This window comes from Pseudoalteromonas sp. CH_XMU1449-3 (assembly GCF_037027245.1).
Classification (GTDB): Bacteria; Pseudomonadota; Gammaproteobacteria; order Enterobacterales; family Alteromonadaceae; genus Pseudoalteromonas; species Pseudoalteromonas shioyasakiensis.
Genome location: NZ_JAYMDY010000034.1, coordinates 1 through 17,479, shown reverse-complemented (window position 1 = coordinate 17,479; position 17,479 = coordinate 1). Strand labels below are relative to the sequence as shown.

Genomic DNA, 17,479 nt, shown 5'->3' with positions numbered 1-17,479 from the left:
GCGACCATCTTAACTGTATCTGTGGTGTCTAACGACTCTTGAACGACTTTTATTTTAAATTCGAGGGAATATCTACGCTGTGACTTTACTTTCATGATTACTGACTCCAAAAAGGTGTCTACTTTTATGGAGTCAGATCAAACCTTGGTATTAACTAAATTATTTAAGAAAGTGTTTTGGGATTTTTTAGAGATTGGAGCGGCACACGAGGCTCGAACTCGTGACCTCAACCTTGGCAAGGTTGCGCTCTACCAACTGAGCTAGTGCCGCTTTAAATAGTTTCTAGTTACAAGATTCAAGTTACAAGTTTGAATAGCTTGGTGCTTTCAACTTTCCCCTTGAAACTTATATCAATTTCTTTTGGTGAGAAATTGGAGCGGCACACGAGGCTCGAACTCGTGACCTCAACCTTGGCAAGGTTGCGCTCTACCAACTGAGCTAGTGCCGCTTTTAAGTAGTCAGTGATTTGTCCGTTGTCGCACAACCTGAAGGTTGCGGTGAAACGTTCTGGCAACTGAGCTAGTGCCGCACAATAAGTTACTAGTTTTAAGTTACAAGCTTCAAGTTAGTTACTTTCCCCTTGAAACTTAAGCCAATTTCTTTTGGTGAAGAAATTGGAGCGGCACACGAGGCTCGAACTCGTGACCTCAACCTTGGCAAGGTTGCGCTCTACCAACTGAGCTAGTGCCGCATTAAATAGTTTCTAGTTACAAGATTCAAGTTACAAGTTTGAATAGCTTGGTGCTTTCAACTTTCCACTTGAAACTTATATCAATTTCTTTTGGTGAAGAAATTGGAGCGGCACACGAGGCTCGAACTCGTGACCTCAACCTTGGCAAGGTTGCGCTCTACCAACTGAGCTAGTGCCGCATTCAAAAGTAGTCAGTAATTTTTCCGTTGTCGCACAACCTGAAGGTTGCGGTGAAACGTTCTGGCAACTGAGCTAGTGCCGCTTTAAAGTAGTCAGTAATTTGTCCGTTGGCGCACAACCTGTAGGTTGCGGTAAACGTTCTGGCAACTGAGCTAGTGCCGCAAATTATAACTTTCAACTATAAAAGTTTAGCTAAAGACACACTAACCCCGCGGGGGTTAACGTCTTAAGCGGGGCAGGATTCTACAATAATCCGATGTGTTTGCAAATGTTTTTTACAAATTAAAGAATTTTTCTTGGTAAACCTTTAATTCCATGATCGAATCTTTGATATCGTCGAGGGCTAGATGTGAACCTTTTTTGTTCACTTGCGCTAATACGTCAGGTTTCCAACGACGTGCAAGTTCTTTAACTGTACTCACATCAAGGTTACGGTAGTGAAAGTAGTCTTCCAATTCAGGCATGTACTTATTCATAAAACGGCGGTCTTGGCCGATAGAATTACCACACATAGGTGAAGCACCCGCAGGTACCCATTGCTTTAGAAATGCCAATGTTTGATCAATAGCATCTTGTTCAGTGAATGTGCTTGCTTTACAACGAGCTGTTAAACCAGATTGACCGTGCTGAGTCGTGCACCACTCGTCCATGCCATCAAGCAGTTCATCGCTTTGATGAATAGCAATAACAGGGCCTTCAGCCAAGATGTTTAAATCACTGTCGGTGACAACAGTGGCAATTTCGAGTATTTTATCTGTTGCTGGTTCGAGGCCTGTCATTTCCAGGTCGAGCCAGATAAGATTTGATTTATGAAAAGACATAGTTACCTTAGCGGTGCTTTCCTTTAGATCCAACGCATTTAGATATATCATATTAGTATCATCAGTCGACCTAAAGCTTTTTTTTCAAAAAGCCCGACATTTACTCAAGTTATAGGCCAAAAGTGGCAAAACAAAAGAAATTAAGTAAAGGCCAATCGCGTCGAATTAAGGCCAATCATCAAAAACGCCTCTCTAATGCAGACAAAAAGCAACAGAAAGGGGCAACTGTGCAATGGCAAAATGACAATTTAGGCCCTGCCGAAAATGCGGTTGTGATCAGTCGATTTGGCCAACATGCCGATATCGAAACCGAATCAGGCGAAGTATTGCGCTGTAATATACGCAGAACAGTATCGAGCCTTGTATGTGGTGATGAAGTTATTTTTCGCCGTGCAAAAGTTAGCGAAGGCGACTTAGCAGGCGTTATTGAAGCAACTCATGAGCGTCGCTCACAACTAACTCGCCCTGATTTTTATGACGGGGTGAAAGTCGTCGCTGCCAATATTGACCAAATTTTAATGGTCTCTGCTGTATTGCCTGAGTTTACGCCAAACATTATCGACCGCTATTTAGTTGCCTGTGAAGACATGGGGATTGAGCCTATTTTAGTGCTTAACAAAATAGATTTAATTGACGATGAAGGCCTTGCTTTTATTGATGAAATTCTCGATATCTATCGTGAGCTAGGTTATCAAGTACTATTAGTCAGTAATAAAACCGGTCAAGGCATTGCTGAGCTTAAACAAAAACTGGTCGATAAAAACAGCATTTTTGTTGGTCAAAGTGGTGTGGGTAAATCAACCTTAGTGAACACTGTACTGCCTGATGCTGACATCTTAACCCAAGAAGTATCTGAGAACAGCGGCCTTGGTCAACACACAACAACCGTATCGCGATTACACCATTTACCAAGTGGAGGTAACCTAATCGACTCACCGGGAATTCGTGAGTTTGGCTTATGGCATTTAGATGTTGAGCGCGTTACATGGTGCTTTAAAGAGTTCCGTGATTTTATTGGTGGCTGTCGTTTTCGCGATTGTAAACATTTAAACGATCCTGGCTGTATAATTCGCCAAGCTGTTGATGATGGTGAAATTTCAGAACTTCGTTTTGACAGTTACCACCGAATTTTAGAAACTATGGCCGACGGCCGTGCTGGTGCACGCGCTCCTCGCGTATAACTATTTAGGAAATAACAAGTGAGTTTAGATAAATTCAAAATTGCTATGCAATATGCCATGCCAAAACATTTCATTTCGCGCATGGTTGGCAAGTTAGCAGCAGCAAAAGCGGGTGGCTTAACAACGGCCTTAATTAAATTGTTTATCAAACAATACAAAATTGATATGAGTGAGGCTAAATACCCAGATCCAGCTCATTACAAAACTTTTAATGAGTTTTTCACTCGCCCATTAAAAGAAGGTATTCGTCCACTTGCTGAAGAAAGCGACATTATTGCTCACCCAGTTGATGGTGCAATTAGCCAATTAGGCGATGTAGTAGACGGTCAAATCATCCAAGCAAAAGGCCATGACTACAGCTTACAAGCCCTCCTTGGTGGCAAAGAAGAAGACACAGCGCCGTTTTTAGGCGGTAAGTTTGCGACTATTTATTTAGCGCCTAAAGATTACCACCGTATTCACATGCCTGTTGATGGTACGCTGAGCAAAATGATCTACGTACCGGGTGATTTATTTTCGGTAAACCCGTTAACAGCACAAAATGTACCTAACCTATTTGCTCGTAACGAGCGTGTTGTGGCTATCTTTGAAACTGAAATTGGCCCGCTAGCCATGGTACTTGTAGGTGCAACAATTGTTGCTAGCATCGAGACTATTTGGGCAGGCACAGTAACGCCACCAGCAGGTAAAGATGTATTTAGTTGGAATTACCCAACTGAAGGTGACAATGCGATTACTCTGAAGAAGGGTGAAGAAATGGGTCGCTTTAAGTTAGGCTCTACCGTTATTTTAGCCTGGGGAGCAAATCAAGCTGAGTTCTTATCAGATCAACACCCAGAAACAGTGACCCGCATGGGCACACCATTTGCGAAAATTAACGACTAATAAATTCAATTAAGCACAATTAAGCAAACCACTTGAGCAATAGTGGTTTGCTTAAAATTCATTATAAACCGCGCCTACACCCCACGATTACACTCTGAACATTCACTATCTTTTTGAATATTAAAGCGCTGCTGCATTAGTGTTAGCCCATCAAATTGAATAAACTCGCTACCCGTTTTATGGCCAAGCAATATATTGATAGCCAATAAACTTTGCATGCACCCCATAACACCCAGCAACGGGCTCAATACCCCAGCATTGTCACAATTAAGCGCTGTTTGCTCCTCCATTTGTGGGAATACACAACCATAACAAGGACTCTGTTCATCACGAAAATTAAAACTCATCACCTGCCCCTGTGTTGCAATAGCCGCAGCTGAAACAAGCGGAATAGATTTAGCTAAACAACAGCGATTAACCAAATAGCGGGTAGCAAAGTTATCACTGCAATCGAGGATGATGTCAGCACCTTCAAGTAGCTCAGCACAGTTACTTTCATCAAGCTTTTGGCATAGAGGTTTAACCGTTATTTGATTATTTAAACTGCTTAACACCTTGGCAGCCGCCTGTGTTTTTGCCTGCCCCATGTGGTTTACTTTATAGAGTATTTGTCGCTGTAGATTTGAAAGCTCAACCTTATCGTCGTCAATCAAAGTGAGCGTTCCTATTCCTGCTGCCGCTAAATAAAACAGTGCCGGTGAGCCAAGCCCACCTGCTCCGACAACCACAATATGTGCAGACTTTAACTTTTGCTGCCCCGCATGCCCCACCTCTTTTAGTAGCAAGTGGCGGCTATAACGAATTTGCTCTTTGTCGCTTAACGCGCTCATATTAAGACTGACCTTCGACCAGTTGTTTTAACTTGGCAATGGCTGCTTGATAGTCTTCGGCTTCAGTAATCGCACGTACTACGGCAACACTGCCAACACCCGTGCTCGCAACTTGCTCAGCACGAGATAAGTCAATTCCACCAATCGCGACCGTTGGATAATCGGCCATCAACGGCACAAATTTTTCGAGCTTTTCTAAGCCCTGAATTTGCCCCGTCATGTCTTTAGTGGTGGTTGGGTAAATAGCGCCAAACGCCATATAACTTGGTCTGTAATTATGTGCACGCAGCATCTCATAAAAGCCATGAGTCGAAACACCTAAGCGTAACCCCGCCTCTTTTATGGCAATTAAATTAGCGGTTTGTAAGTCTTCTTGTCCTAAATGCACACCATAAGCGCCGTGCTTAATCGCCAATTGCCAATAATCATTAATATATACCTGCGCATCGTACTTCTGCCCCAGCAAAACCGCACTTGCAATCGACTCATCAAGTGCTGCATCGTCTGCATTTTTCATTCTTAATTGAACTGTTTTAACCCCTTCGGCTAAACACTTCTCTAACCAATCAACCGTATCAACAACGGCATATAACCCAAGCTGTTTAGAGTCGCACTCTGCAAAACCTGCTGCCATGGTAAAATCAACCGGGCAGTCAAAGTCGAGCTCATCACCGAGCCAACTTCCCGCCTCGATGACTTGTGGGTAATCAGCTAGATTTGTTGGAAAGCAAGTGTGTGCAACAGGTCCAATCCCTTCACCATATCGAATGGCAGCTTTTAAACCTTGGTTTATATAGGCTTTCGCTAAAATAAAGGCATCTTTGAGTGGATACTGTTTGGCTAAACACGCAGCAATCACAGAGGCCATACTGCATCCAGTACCATGACTATGCGGTGTTTGAATTTTTTCGTTACCAAGCCAATATTCCTGCTCACCTTGCACGCAGTAATCAATGCAATAGCCACTTGGGTAATCCCAATGACCCCCTTTGATAATCACCGCTTTTGCACCATAGCCTGCTAACTTCTCTGCGGCTTCTTTCACTGCGCTTGGGCCAATCAAATAAACACCGGTTAATAGCTGCGTTTCGTGGGTGTTCGGTGTTACTACATCGACTAATGGTAATAAGCACTCTTTAATGGCACTAACGGTATCTTCTTCTGTTAATAAATCACCACTTGAGGCAATAGCAACAGGATCATAAACAACCAAAGGCGGCTCTACCCAGGTTGCTTTGTAATGTTTTAAATGCTCACTAATAAGCTGTATTTGCTGCACATTGGCAAGCATGCCAATTTTAATCACACTGGCAGGCATATCGCTGGCTAAGGCTAATAGTTGCGACTCAATCACCTCTGTTGAAATCGGGTTCAGCGCTTCTACACCTAAACTATTTTGTGCCGTTAAAGCAGTAATAACCGTACAGCCGTGTACATTAAAACTTTGCATTGCCTTGATATCGGCTTGAATTCCTGCACCGCCGCCCGAATCTGAGCCAGCTATGGTCCATACAACCTGATTCATGTTATTCCTCACATTTTATTCTTGATGCCAAAATGGCATCCCGAGCGTCGGCGTTGATGGGCTTGCTACGTCTTTTTCTGGCATCGCTTTAGCCAAATAGCTATATCGCCCCGCCTCAACCGCACTCTTAAACGCTTTACTCATCGTTACTGGGCAACCTGCACCCGCAATTGCCGAGTTTAATAATACGGCATCATACCCTAATTCAAGCGCTTGGCAGGCATGAGATGGTAAACCTAAGCCTGCATCAACAATTAAAGTATGGTTTGGCAAGCGCTCACGGATCATTTTTAAGTTATAAGGATTCAGCAAGCCTTTACCCGTGCCAATCGGTGCGCCCCAAGGCATTAATACTTCGCAGCCTAAATCAGCGAGGCGCTGACACAGCACTAAATCATCTGTGCAATAAGGTAAAACTTTAAAGCCATCGGCCAATAAAATTTTAGTGGCTTCAAGCAATGCGATTGGATCGGGCTGTAAATTATATTCATCACCAATTAGTTCTAACTTGATCCAGTCAGTGGCAAATACTTCGCGGCACATTTGCGCCAAGGTCACCGCCTCTTTTACGCTATGACAACCCGCCGTATTCGGCAGCACCTTTAACCCAGTGTTTTTTATCAATTGCCAAAAATCATCACCCGCAGCAGCGCTTTGCTGGCGTCTTAATGAAACGGTGACAATCTCAGCCTGTGAGGCCACTATCGACTCAGTCATAACACTTGGCGAAGGGTACAGTGCTGAGCCAATCAGTAACCGACTCGTAAATTGCTCACCATAAACCGAAAAATTATCCATCTTAGCCTCCTTGAATTGGCGACAATAACTCAATGCTGTCGCCTTCGTTGAGGGTTTTTGCATCGCATTGACTGCGGGGTACAAAGTCACCATTAACGGCAACCGCAAATGGCGGTCTTGCGCCAAATTGACTTAACGCCTGAGTCAGCGATGTATTGTCGTTCACTGTAACTGACTGACCATTAATTAAAATATTCATTTTTATCCTTAAGCAATTAAGCTCACTGCATCATCAACCACCTGAGGCGCAAGTAGATAGCCATGACGGTACAAGCCATTAATACTGATCACTCGACCTTGTTTTGTGACTTTTGGACGGTTGTCTACAAACGCAGGACGAAGCCCCGATTGCAAGCTCTCGATACGCCCTTCAGCAAAGCCGCTATGCACCGTATAAGCAGCAGACAATAACTCCAGCGCCGAGCGCACGGTGACTTTACCGCGGTCTTGTGATTCGATTTCAGTCGCACCAATCACAAATTGATGGTTTGGCTTAGGAGCAATATAAATTGGGTAACGCGGATGCATCAGTCGTATCGGTCTGGTTAGGTTCACCTCTGGTGCATATAAACGCGCCACCTCCCCTCTTACTCCACGCAGTAAGGGTTCAGCCTGTTTAGCACCTAAGCCGCGGCAATCAAATACATAATCAAAGCTTTGGCCATTCACTTGATGGGCGTTCAATTCAACTTTACAGCCAAAGTTAAATTGCACTCCTTGCGAGGTAAGCTTTTTAAAACTAGCGCTATAAAATGCTTGGTTATCGAGTTGCCCTTCACAAGGTAAATACACACCTTGATGGAAACGCCCAGCTAGTTCTGGCTCAAGATCAGCGATTTGAGTGCCGACCAATGCCTGTGCCTGATAGCTTTCAAGTGGCTTTAAGCGGCTCACAAAACTTTGTAAATCGCCCTTATCTTGCTGATGAGCAACCACTAAACTGCCTGTTTGTTGAAAATACACAGCGTCATCGAGCTCACTTAAAATTTGCTGCCAACGAATGATGCTATTAAGCCCTTGTATGGCCAAATCCTGTTCACACAGTACTGATTCAGCAAGGGGGGCTAACATCGCTGCAGCAACGCTGCCGGCACTGTTGCTAGCATGTTCATCATCTTGCTCAAACACACTTAACTGATGCTCTTTAGCAAGTGCTAATGCAGTTAAACGGCCAGTTAAACCAAAACCCAGTATCGCTATCTTTAATGACATAAACTTTCTAGGCGCTAGGCTCTAGGCCTTAGGTCAAAACCCAAAGCCTATCGCTGATGCCTAGCTCCATCAATTAAACGGCTTTGTGGTAAATCTCAGAGCCTGTTTTTTTAAACTCGTCTGATTTCGCTTTCATTTCGGCTTCAACATCAACCATTTTGATTTCGATAGCATCACCTACGTTATTCGGATCTATGCCTCTTGCTTCAAGATCTTTGGCGTAATCACGTACTTCTTGAGTGATCTTCATCGAGCAGAACTTAGGGCCACACATAGAGCAAAAATGTGCAATCTTGCCTGATTCTTGTGGCAGTGTTTCGTCGTGATATTCGCGGGCGCGTTCAGGGTCTAAACCTAGGTTAAATTGGTCGTGCCAACGGAACTCAAAGCGCGCTTTTGATAATGCGTTGTCACGCTCTTGCGCACCCGGGTGGCCTTTTGCCAAATCGGCAGCATGAGCAGCAATTTTGTAAGTGATTAAACCTTCTTTAACGTCTTCTTTGTTTGGTAAGCCTAAATGCTCTTTAGGGGTTACATAACAAAGCATAGCGCAGCCGTACCAAGCAATTTGCGCAGCGCCAATACCTGATGTGAAATGATCGTACCCCGGTGCAATATCCGTGGTTAATGGACCAAGCGTGTAAAACGGTGCTTCTTCACAGTGTTTAAGCTGCTCTTCCATGTTCTCTTTGATCATATGCATTGGCACATGGCCAGGGCCTTCGATGAACACTTGCACATCATGTTTCCAAGCAAGTTTTGTCAGCTCACCTAAAGTACGTAATTCGCTAAACTGGGCTTCGTCATTAGCGTCAGCAATAGAGCCCGGACGCAGGCCATCACCTAATGAAAAACACACATCGTACTGTTTTAAAATTTCACAAATTTCTTCAAAGTGCGTGTATAAGAAGTTTTCTTTATGGTGCGCTAAACACCATTTCGCCATGATTGAGCCACCACGCGAAACAATACCGGTAACACGCTTTGCCGTCATTGGCACGTAACGCAGTAATACTCCAGCATGAATAGTAAAGTAATCAACACCTTGCTCTGCTTGTTCAATCAAGGTATCGCGGAAAATCTCCCACGTTAGGTCTTCAGCCACACCGTTTACTTTTTCAAGCGCTTGGTAAATTGGTACGGTACCAATTGGCACTGGCGAATTACGTACCACCCATTCACGGGTTTCGTGAATATAGCGACCCGTTGATAAGTCCATCACCGTGTCGGCGCCCCAACGAGTCGACCACACCATTTTTTCTACTTCTTCTTCGATTGATGATGTGACCGACGAATTACCAATATTCGCGTTCACCTTAACTAAGAAGTTTCGGCCAATGATCATCGGCTCAGTTTCAGGATGGTTGATGTTGTTAGGAAGCACAGCGCGGCCACGGGCAATTTCATCACGCACAAATTCAGGGGTAATAAAATCAGGAATACTAGCGCCAAACGATTCGCCTTTGTGCTGGGCCGCAAGTAACTCTTCACGTATTTTAGCGCGTCCCATGTTTTCACGGATCGCCACATATTCCATTTCAGGCGTCACAATGCCTTGTCGCGCATAATGCATTTGCGTTACGTTTTTACCGGCTTTTGCACGGCGGATCTTTGGTAGGTGTTCAAAGCGGATATGATCTAACCCTTCATCTGCCATTCGCTGTTGAGAAAATTGCGAAGTCACTGAGTCTAAAATTTCAGTGTCGCCGCGGCTTTCAATCCACTTTTCACGGTATTTTTCAAGACCCTTGCGCACATCAAGTTTAAAGTCGGGGTCAGTGTATGGGCCCGAGGTATCGTAAACACGAATTGGCGCGTTAGGCTCAAATACTGGGTTTTCTTCTGTACCACCGATAAAGGTATCGCTGAGGGTGATTTCACGCATCCCTACTCGTACATTGTCTTGTGTACCTTCTACATAAACTTTATGAGAATTAGGAAACGGTTGCCCCGTTAAGTTATAAATATAATCTGATGCAGCCGCGCGGACTTCGCGGCGAGATGGTTTAGTTGTTGTGTTTGACATGACTTACCTCATTGCTTTAAGGGTTGTCTTGTCAGATATTGCAAATGCAATAGAGAGTGGCAAACGCCATTGGATCGTCAATAAGCTAAGTGCTTACTAGTGCAGCCTGTACCGCTTATGCCCCAAAAATTTGGCGCACAAGCGCCCAGTGAGGCAGCTTGTTCCCTACGCAGGTGTTAGCCTGATCAGGTTCACGGATCCCGCTTTCGCGATCTCAGCCTTATTAAAGGCACTCCGACAAGTATAAATTCGTTTCTTTTAAAACGCCCTGAGTGTACGTCAGTTAAAAATTTGCTGCAAGCTAAGCTACTTTAGTTTTTTGCAATGAAGGTAAAGTGGTGCTCACCTTGCAAGGTCAGTTGCTCACCAGTTAAAGTAATGGCCGCACCTTCTTTTAGCGTTGACAGTAATTGCTGCTCAAGCGCATCAACTTGCTCACCACAAGATTTACGTGTCATACCTAACTTATTTACTGTTAGCGTATCTTCGCTGAGCGCACCTTCACCAAAAAATTTATTACAGCCAGCAAAGCCGTTAACCTGCATCGCTTCGATAAAACGCAGCGAGGCTGTTTGGGATACAGGAATGGCTAAACCATTCACTTTTGATAATTGCCACTGTGTATATTTTAATTGCTCACTAGTGACTGTCCCTGTCGATGAGCAGCCCATGCAAAATAATACTAAAAGGAGGGGCAAGGCTACTAACTTCATATTTTTTTACGATTCAAATTTCAATGTAGTAATAATAACAACATTTAACGCAATTGATCGTTAAAAAAACATGTTTTATCTGTAAAAAATTGTTCTAAGTTAGCTTTTTAAATAACAACGCAGACTATTTGAATAAGTTATCGACTTCTTCTGGTAAAAAAGGACGACCTTTTTCATTTACCGACGTGCCAATCACCAAAGCTTGCAGCATCACTTTATCGTCATGTTTACGATACACCGTTTGCCTAAAAGCAAACTTTAAACGGCTGATACGCTCAGGCTCAACTGCAACGTAAAACTCATCGCCCGGCACTAGTGATGCCTTGTAATCCATTTCGCTTCGCAGCACGACAAGGTTTACTTTTTCTCTTGCTAGCTTTGCAAAGTCGATACCTTGAGCATGTAAAAACTCATGGCGAGCATGCTCTAGGTAATTAAAATAAACACTGTTATTAACAATGCCTTGTAAATCACACTCATAATCACGCACTTTAAAGTCTACTTTAAAGGTCATAGTCGTATTCCTAATCAATTTACGTATAATTGCCTGCGTTTATACCATAAAAATTGATTTTATAGCCATTTGGCTAGCTAGGTTGCTAAAATAGCAGTCCCGAAAATGGAGTTAAGAATCCGCATGAAACGACGTTTATCATTATTATCTGCTGCCATCCTGCCTTTATTCGCAGCATCTTCAATTGCTTACGCTGAAGACGGTGATCTAGAAACAATTGAAGTTACCGGTGATTTCAAAAGAGAAAGCATTCAAACCCTTAGTGCCAGCGCAAGCTTGTTTTCAGATCATGAAATCAATCAACGTGGTGCAAAGTTTTTAGATGAGATGCTTGCTAGTGCAGCGAATGTAAACTTTACCTCTGGTGCATCTCGTGGTCGTTTCGTGCAAATTCGTGGTGTTGGTTTACGCTCACAGTTTGTTGACCCTATTAATCCTTCGGTTGGCTTAGTGATCGACGGTATTAACTACTCTGGTTTAGGCGGCAGTTCACTGTTATTTGATATCGACCAAGTTGAAATTTATCGCGGCCCACAAGGGACTCGCTTTGGTGCTGATGCCTTAGCTGGCATGATTCAAATGGAATCTGCAACACCCACTCTTGACCCAAGTGTGAAAATACAATTAGGTGCGGGCAACTACAACAGCTATGAAGCAGGTATAGCCGCAGGTACGGGTATTACTGACGACACAGCAGTACGCGCCAGCATTTATCAACGTGAATCGGATGGCTATGTTGAAAACCGTTATTTAGGTGAAGATACACAGCAACAAGATGAGCTTGTTTCTCGCTTTAAGTTACACAGCCAATTGACCGATCATCTGCGTACTGAACTGAATGTACATTACATCGATATAAATAACGGCTATGACGCATTCACACTAGATAACAGCCGTTACAGTGTTGCTGATGAGCCAGGCCAAGACAACCAAGAAAGCATTGCGGTTGGCCTAGCAAACATATACACCGGCTTTGACTTTTTTGATGTTAGCTTAAACCTATCTGGTATCGACAGCGAGCTGTTATACAGCTATGACGAAGACTGGGTGTGTAATGATGAAGCCCAACCTGAATTATGTGCCGCTGGCTTACATGATTGGGGTTATAGCTCAACAGATGCTTACTTTCGCGATCGCCAAGATCAAGCGGCTGAGCTGCAATTTAGTGGTAAATCTGGTGAATGGGTCGCAGGCATTTACTATCAAGGTCGCGAAGTTGACTTAGAACGTCAATACACTTGGCTTGCGCAACCATTTGCATCAACTTATGAAACCAGCAATATTGCTGCATACGGTCAATTAGCAACACCTATCGGCCCAAAAACAACCTTAATCACAGGTTTACGTGTTGAGCAGTATCAGGGCGACTACACCGACAACAACGGTTTTATTGAAGAAACCGATGATGTCATGGTGGGCGGTAAGCTTGCACTTGAATACCAAGTCATTGATCGCACCATGATCTACACCAGCATTACTCGTGGCTATAAAGCTGGCGGTATTAACTCTGAAGCTTTAGCAAAAGCAAAAGACGAAGGCTTAAACCTAGATGCTGATTTCTTTGCTAATCACACATCATTTGCCCCTGAATACCTATGGAGCGGTGAGTTTGGTGTGAAAGGCAGCTCTTTGGACGATAAGTTTGTGTTACGTCTTGCCGCTTTCTACATGTACCGTGAAGATATGCAGCTAAAATCGTGGCAAGTTGAAGGCCAAAAATTCACAGGTTATATCGATAACGCCAGCTCTGGCGAAAACTATGGTTTAGAAATTGAAGGCAGCTTCCAAGCTACTGACAATTTACTACTAACGGGTAGTGCAGGTTATCTACATACAGAAATCAATGACTTTGTTGCGCAATCAGGCCTAGATCAAGATGGTCGAGATCAAGCACAAGCTCCTAAATACCAATATGCATTCACTGCGCGTTATAACTTTACGCCAGCACTTTATGCATCAATTGGTGTAGAAGGCAAAGACGATTACTACTTCTCTGACAGCCATAACTCACAAGCACCAAGCACTAATTTAGTGAATGCTTCATTTGGTTATGAAAGTGATAATTGGAGCATTAATGCATGGGCACGTAACTTATTTGACGAAGACGTACCGACTCGTGGTTTTGAGTTTGGTAACGATCCATTAGACGGTTACACCACTCATACATACACACAGCTTGGCGAACCTATGGTTGCCGGTGTGACATTTATTTACGAGTTATAAGCAATAGGGTGCTAGGTTTTTTATCTAGCACCCAAACACCTAGAGCCTAGAGCCTAGAGCCTAGAGCCAAATAAGTTAAGCCCTTTCAACATCAAAGGCGAGTACGTCTTTAATCTTTTGTTTATTCGTTGCCAGCATAATGAGTCGATCAATGCCCAGTGCGACACCCGCACATTGTGGTAAGCCATGCTCTAGTGCAGCTATCAAACGCTCATCCATTGGCACATGCTTTAAGCCATTTGCTTCTCGGTACTGATTATCTTCACTAAAACGAGCTGCTTGCTCTTTGCCATTGGTCAGCTCATTAAAGCCGTTTGCCAGTTCCATATTTTTAAAATATAACTCAAAGCGCCCTGCTACTCGCTCATCATGTTGGCAAATTTGCGCAAGAGCTGCTTGCGAAGCTGGAAAATGATAAACGAAACAAGGCTTTTCTTGGCCAATAGTTGGCTCAACCTTCATACAAAATAACAGCTGCAACAAGGTGTCGCGGTGTGTTTCATTCGCGGCAATATCGGCAAAGCCCTGCTCTGATGCTAGTTGCTGTAATGTACTCACATCAGCAGTTAAAGGGTCTACACCTAAGGCGTTTACAAAGGCTTGCTGATAAGTGAGTCGCTCTGCGCTTTCTACGCCGAGCACTAATTGCATAAGCTCATCCATTTCATCCATAAGCGCAAATTCATCAAAACCCGGACGATACCACTCAAGCATTGTAAATTCAGGATTATGATGACTACCCGCCTCTTCATTACGAAAAGCTTTGCATAGCTGGAAAATAGCTCCAGAGCCTGCAGCAAGTAAACGCTTCATGGCAAACTCAGGGGAAGTTTGCAAATAAAGTGGTAAGCCACCAGCATGACCAGGACCAACAAACTCGGTACTAAATGTCGCTAAATGCACATCGGTTACACTGGCCGCACTTAAGCTTGGCGTTTCAACCTCCATAACATCACGATCATAAAAGAACTCGCGAATACGGCGGATGATAGCGGCACGGTGGCGTAAAGTTTCAATATCGGCGCTTGGTTGCCAAAGGACATTAGACATAGTGTTTCCCAAAAAAAATCCCAGCAGAAGCTGGGATTTTATAATAAATTAATTAACAAAGCCTGTTACTTAACACGGCTCACGTATTCACCGCTACGTGTATCAACTTTGATCACTTCGCCGATTTGTACGAATAGAGGAACACGAACAACAGCACCTGTGCTTAATGTTGCTGGTTTACCGCCAGTACCCGCTGTATCACCTTTTAGACCAGGATCTGTTTCAGTGATTTCTAATTCAACGAAGTTTGGTGGAGTCACAGCGATTGGGCTACCGTTCCAAAGCGTGATTGTACAAACGTCATTTTCAACTAACCATTTTGCATTGTCGCCAAGCGCTTTTTCGTCAGCAGCGATTTGCTCAAATGTTTCGTTGTTCATGAAGTGCCAGAACTCACCGTCAGTGTATAGATACGCTAAATCTGTATCCATTACGTCTGCACCTTCAACTGATTCACCTGACTTGAATGTTTTTTCTAGTACTTTACCTGTGATAAGTTTACGAATACGAACACGGTTAAACGCCTGGCCTTTACCTGGTTTTACCATTTCATTTTCTAAGATGCTGCAAGGTTCGCCGTCTAACATAATTTTTAGGCCGCCCTTGAACTCATTGGTGCTATAATTCGCCATCGTTTCCTCTGTCTAAATAATTTCGAGTAATCTACGTGTCAATGATACAAAGAAATGAAGTAAATTTGCATAAAAACTGGCAAAAAGAATTGGCAAATGTTGTCACTAGTCCTGAACGCTTGCTAGAAATGCTAGGATTATCAAGCAAAGTAGACGAAAAAGACCTCAAAGCACGCAGTCTTTTTCCTGTCCGCGTGCCACTGCCTTTTATCAAAAAAATGCGTTATGGCGACATAAACGACCCTCTTTTGCTGCAAGTGATGCCCAGACACCAAGAGTTTTTAGCAAAAACAGGTTACGACAAAGATCCTCTAAAAGAGCAAGATAACAACCAACCTGGTTTGTTACACAAGTATCGCTCTCGGGTTTTAGTGATGTTTAAAACCGGCTGTGCTGTAAATTGCCGTTATTGTTTTAGACGCCATTTTCCTTATCAAGAAAACCAATTAAATAAACGCAGCTTGATTGACGCACTGGCTTACATAAAAGCAGACAGCAACATCAACGAAGTCATTTTAAGTGGTGGCGATCCATTGATGGCCAAAGACGATGCTGTTAGTTGGTTTATGGATGAGTTAGAGCAGCTTCCGCAAATTAAACGCATGCGTATTCACAGCCGCTTACCTGTGGTGATCCCTGCAAGAATTACCGATGAGCTATGTGCACGCTTTGCTGCATCACCGTTAAAAGTGGTGTTTATAAACCATATCAATCACGCTAACGAAATTGATGATGACTTTAAAATGGCCATGCAAAAGTTAAAAGCTGCAGGGGTTACGTTATTAAATCAGGCGGTGTTACTAAAAGATGTGAATGATTCTGTCGAGTCGCAAGTTGCACTTAGTGAGGCTCTGTTTGAGGCAGATATACTTCCTTACTACTTACATCTACTCGATAAAGTTGAGGGTGCTAGCCATTTTGACATAGCTGAGAGTCAGGCACGGGAAATCGTAACGGCTATGCTGGCAGCATTGCCGGGGTTCTTAGTTCCTAAGCTGGTGCGCGAGATCGGCGGCGAAAAAAGTAAAACGCCTATCGATCTAAGGGCGTGTTGACCTTTGTTGATTGAAATTTGTTCACTCTAGGGGTGATTTAATCGCGGCGCGAGATTTGTAACCTAGTGGGCTAAGTAAAAATCGAGTAACAAAGAGTTAATCGCCCCTAGGAAGAACCCGAAGGGCAGCGCGTGTTTGGCATTAATGCTGCGTTATCGCCTATTTATGTGGAACAACCACACTACATAAGCTCTGCCTTGCCTAAATACCAAACACACTGCTGCAAAATCAATCATAAAGGGTCAACACGCCCTATCTAATTTAACAACTAAACGTATACGTTTACGTTGTTACCTAGTGTCGCAGTTACCGACTTAGCAGGTGTTTGTGCAGCATTGGTGTTCATTGCTGCGCCTTCGATAAGTGCAAGTGCCGCAGCACCATCAGCCTTTTGCTGTTTTTTAGCAAGCGATGCGCTGTAAACTTCTGCGCTTTCACCACCGCCACTCATCGCTGGTAAGCTTGATCCTGATATATTCATAGTTCATTACCTGACTTTTTATGACAATCCACGTACTATATCGGCATTGCAGTCTAAAGCTTTAGGAAAAAAATGGATTCAATTATTGAACAACTCAATGCTAACCTAAAAATCGTTTATCGTCAGGCACTTGATGCTGATAAAAAATTAGATGATTTACAGCAGCAAGGCCATGGCAAATTCAAAGCCTTATTTGCAAAAGATGCTGGCTTTGATTTTGAAGCGAAACGCTTTAAACCTTACGTTCTCGATGTTGCTGCTGATGTAGAAAGCTTAAGCAACGACGGTATGGATGAAGAAAAACTGAAAAAAACCGTTATTAAACTGCAACAGTTACTACAACTGTTAGCGACGTTTAAGTAACGTAGAAGCCTCTATTTTAATTATTGTAAATAGAGGCTATCGCGCGAAATAAATTTCACGCCTACATGTGGGAGCTGCTTTAGCCGAGTATTGTTTTTCGGCGTTAAAACGCCTCCCACGATATAGGTCTTTAACAAGACCCACAAACAACACAACTCTGATCTGACTCCATAAAAGTAGACACCTTTTTGGAGTCAGTAATCATGAAAGTAAAGTCACAGCGTAGATATTCCCTCGAATTTAAAATAAAAGTCGTTCAAGAGTCGTTAGACACCACAGATACAGTTAAGATGGTCGCG

17 protein-coding genes, 4 tRNA genes and 1 riboswitch are annotated in these 17,479 nt (G+C 43.4%); of the genes, 5 read left to right on the top strand and 16 right to left on the bottom strand.

The window, feature by feature from the left end:
* Nucleotides 1–194: 194 nt before the first annotated feature.
* The 5 genes from WA256_RS20550 to orn form a co-directional block, all read right to left on the bottom strand.
* Nucleotides 195–270 (bottom strand) — tRNA-Gly (locus WA256_RS20550).
* Between the two features lie 102 nt (nt 271–372).
* A tRNA-Gly gene (locus WA256_RS20545) sits at nt 373–448 on the bottom strand.
* Nucleotides 449–615: 167 nt separating this feature from the next.
* Nucleotides 616–691, bottom strand: a tRNA-Gly gene (locus WA256_RS20540).
* A 103-nt stretch (nt 692–794) separates the two neighbouring features.
* Nucleotides 795–870 (bottom strand) — tRNA-Gly (locus WA256_RS20535).
* A 276-nt stretch (nt 871–1,146) separates the two neighbouring features.
* Complete coding sequence (gene orn, locus WA256_RS20530; RefSeq protein ID WP_054554138.1) at nt 1,147–1,692, bottom strand: oligoribonuclease; 546 nt, start codon at nt 1,690–1,692, stop codon at nt 1,147–1,149.
* Nucleotides 1,693–1,814: 122 nt separating this feature from the next.
* Here orn and rsgA point away from each other — a divergent pair, with 122 nt between their 5' ends.
* Together rsgA and asd are read left to right on the top strand one after the other, a co-directional pair.
* Nucleotides 1,815–2,873, top strand: a complete 1,059-nt coding sequence (gene rsgA / locus WA256_RS20525) for a small ribosomal subunit biogenesis GTPase RsgA (RefSeq protein ID WP_058585944.1) — start codon at nt 1,815–1,817, stop codon at nt 2,871–2,873.
* An 18-nt stretch (nt 2,874–2,891) separates the two neighbouring features.
* Nucleotides 2,892–3,758 carry an archaetidylserine decarboxylase gene (asd, locus tag WA256_RS20520; RefSeq protein ID WP_171038291.1) on the top strand — a complete coding sequence of 289 codons (867 nt, stop codon included), beginning with the start codon at nt 2,892–2,894 and terminating at the stop codon, nt 3,756–3,758.
* A gap of 74 nt (nt 3,759–3,832) precedes the next feature.
* On the opposite strand, the gene WA256_RS20515 is transcribed toward asd, so the two are convergent.
* From WA256_RS20515 to WA256_RS20480, 8 genes are all read right to left on the bottom strand, one after another.
* Nucleotides 3,833–4,588 (bottom strand): HesA/MoeB/ThiF family protein, encoded by a 756-nt coding sequence (locus tag WA256_RS20515; protein ID WP_335993219.1) that lies wholly within the window; start codon nt 4,586–4,588, stop codon nt 3,833–3,835.
* Nucleotide 4,589: 1 nt separating this feature from the next.
* Complete coding sequence (gene thiE, locus WA256_RS20510; RefSeq protein WP_335993217.1) at nt 4,590–6,113, bottom strand: thiamine phosphate synthase; 1,524 nt, start codon at nt 6,111–6,113, stop codon at nt 4,590–4,592.
* A gap of 15 nt (nt 6,114–6,128) precedes the next feature.
* A complete protein-coding gene (locus WA256_RS20505; protein WP_335993215.1) occupies nt 6,129–6,911 on the bottom strand; it encodes a thiazole synthase in 783 nt (260 codons plus the stop codon).
* A 1-nt stretch (nt 6,912) separates the two neighbouring features.
* Nucleotides 6,913–7,110 carry a sulfur carrier protein ThiS gene (gene thiS / locus WA256_RS20500; RefSeq protein WP_171041525.1) on the bottom strand — a complete coding sequence of 66 codons (198 nt, stop codon included), beginning with the start codon at nt 7,108–7,110 and terminating at the stop codon, nt 6,913–6,915.
* 8 nt (nt 7,111–7,118) lie between these two features.
* A complete protein-coding gene (locus WA256_RS20495; protein WP_335993212.1) occupies nt 7,119–8,123 on the bottom strand; it encodes an FAD-dependent oxidoreductase in 1,005 nt (334 codons plus the stop codon).
* 73 nt (nt 8,124–8,196) lie between these two features.
* Nucleotides 8,197–10,149, bottom strand: coding sequence for a phosphomethylpyrimidine synthase ThiC (thiC, locus tag WA256_RS20490; protein ID WP_105174459.1), 1,953 nt, complete (start codon nt 10,147–10,149; stop codon nt 8,197–8,199).
* Between the two features lie 145 nt (nt 10,150–10,294).
* A riboswitch (TPP riboswitch) is annotated at nt 10,295–10,396 on the bottom strand.
* 64 nt (nt 10,397–10,460) lie between these two features.
* The gene (locus tag WA256_RS20485; RefSeq protein WP_330218873.1) at nt 10,461–10,820 is read right to left on the bottom strand and encodes an META domain-containing protein; all 360 of its coding nucleotides are present in this window, start codon (nt 10,818–10,820) and stop codon (nt 10,461–10,463) included.
* Nucleotides 10,821–10,986: 166 nt separating this feature from the next.
* Nucleotides 10,987–11,376, bottom strand: a complete 390-nt coding sequence (locus WA256_RS20480) for an acyl-CoA thioesterase (protein ID WP_054561129.1) — start codon at nt 11,374–11,376, stop codon at nt 10,987–10,989.
* 123 nt (nt 11,377–11,499) lie between these two features.
* On the opposite strand from WA256_RS20480, the gene WA256_RS20475 reads away from it, so the two are divergent.
* Nucleotides 11,500–13,599 (top strand): TonB-dependent receptor, encoded by a 2,100-nt coding sequence (locus WA256_RS20475; RefSeq protein WP_062566547.1) that lies wholly within the window; start codon nt 11,500–11,502, stop codon nt 13,597–13,599.
* Nucleotides 13,600–13,674: 75 nt separating this feature from the next.
* On the opposite strand, the gene epmA is transcribed toward WA256_RS20475, so the two are convergent.
* On the bottom strand, nt 13,675–14,649 hold the full coding sequence (gene epmA, locus WA256_RS20470) for an elongation factor P--(R)-beta-lysine ligase (protein WP_335993207.1): 975 nt from the start codon (nt 14,647–14,649) through the stop codon (nt 13,675–13,677).
* A gap of 65 nt (nt 14,650–14,714) precedes the next feature.
* Complete coding sequence (gene efp / locus WA256_RS20465) at nt 14,715–15,281, bottom strand: elongation factor P (RefSeq protein ID WP_054554126.1); 567 nt, start codon at nt 15,279–15,281, stop codon at nt 14,715–14,717.
* A gap of 41 nt (nt 15,282–15,322) precedes the next feature.
* Here efp and epmB point away from each other — a divergent pair, with 41 nt between their 5' ends.
* Complete coding sequence (gene epmB / locus WA256_RS20460) at nt 15,323–16,336, top strand: EF-P beta-lysylation protein EpmB (protein WP_335993204.1); 1,014 nt, start codon at nt 15,323–15,325, stop codon at nt 16,334–16,336.
* Between the two features lie 268 nt (nt 16,337–16,604).
* Here epmB and WA256_RS20455 read toward each other — a convergent pair whose 3' ends face one another.
* Entirely contained in the window at nt 16,605–16,817 is a 213-nt protein-coding gene (locus WA256_RS20455; RefSeq protein WP_335993202.1) for a hypothetical protein, read from the bottom strand.
* A gap of 72 nt (nt 16,818–16,889) precedes the next feature.
* Here WA256_RS20455 and WA256_RS20450 point away from each other — a divergent pair, with 72 nt between their 5' ends.
* Complete coding sequence (locus tag WA256_RS20450) at nt 16,890–17,180, top strand: hypothetical protein (RefSeq protein WP_054554123.1); 291 nt, start codon at nt 16,890–16,892, stop codon at nt 17,178–17,180.
* Nucleotides 17,181–17,479 lie beyond the last annotated feature (299 nt).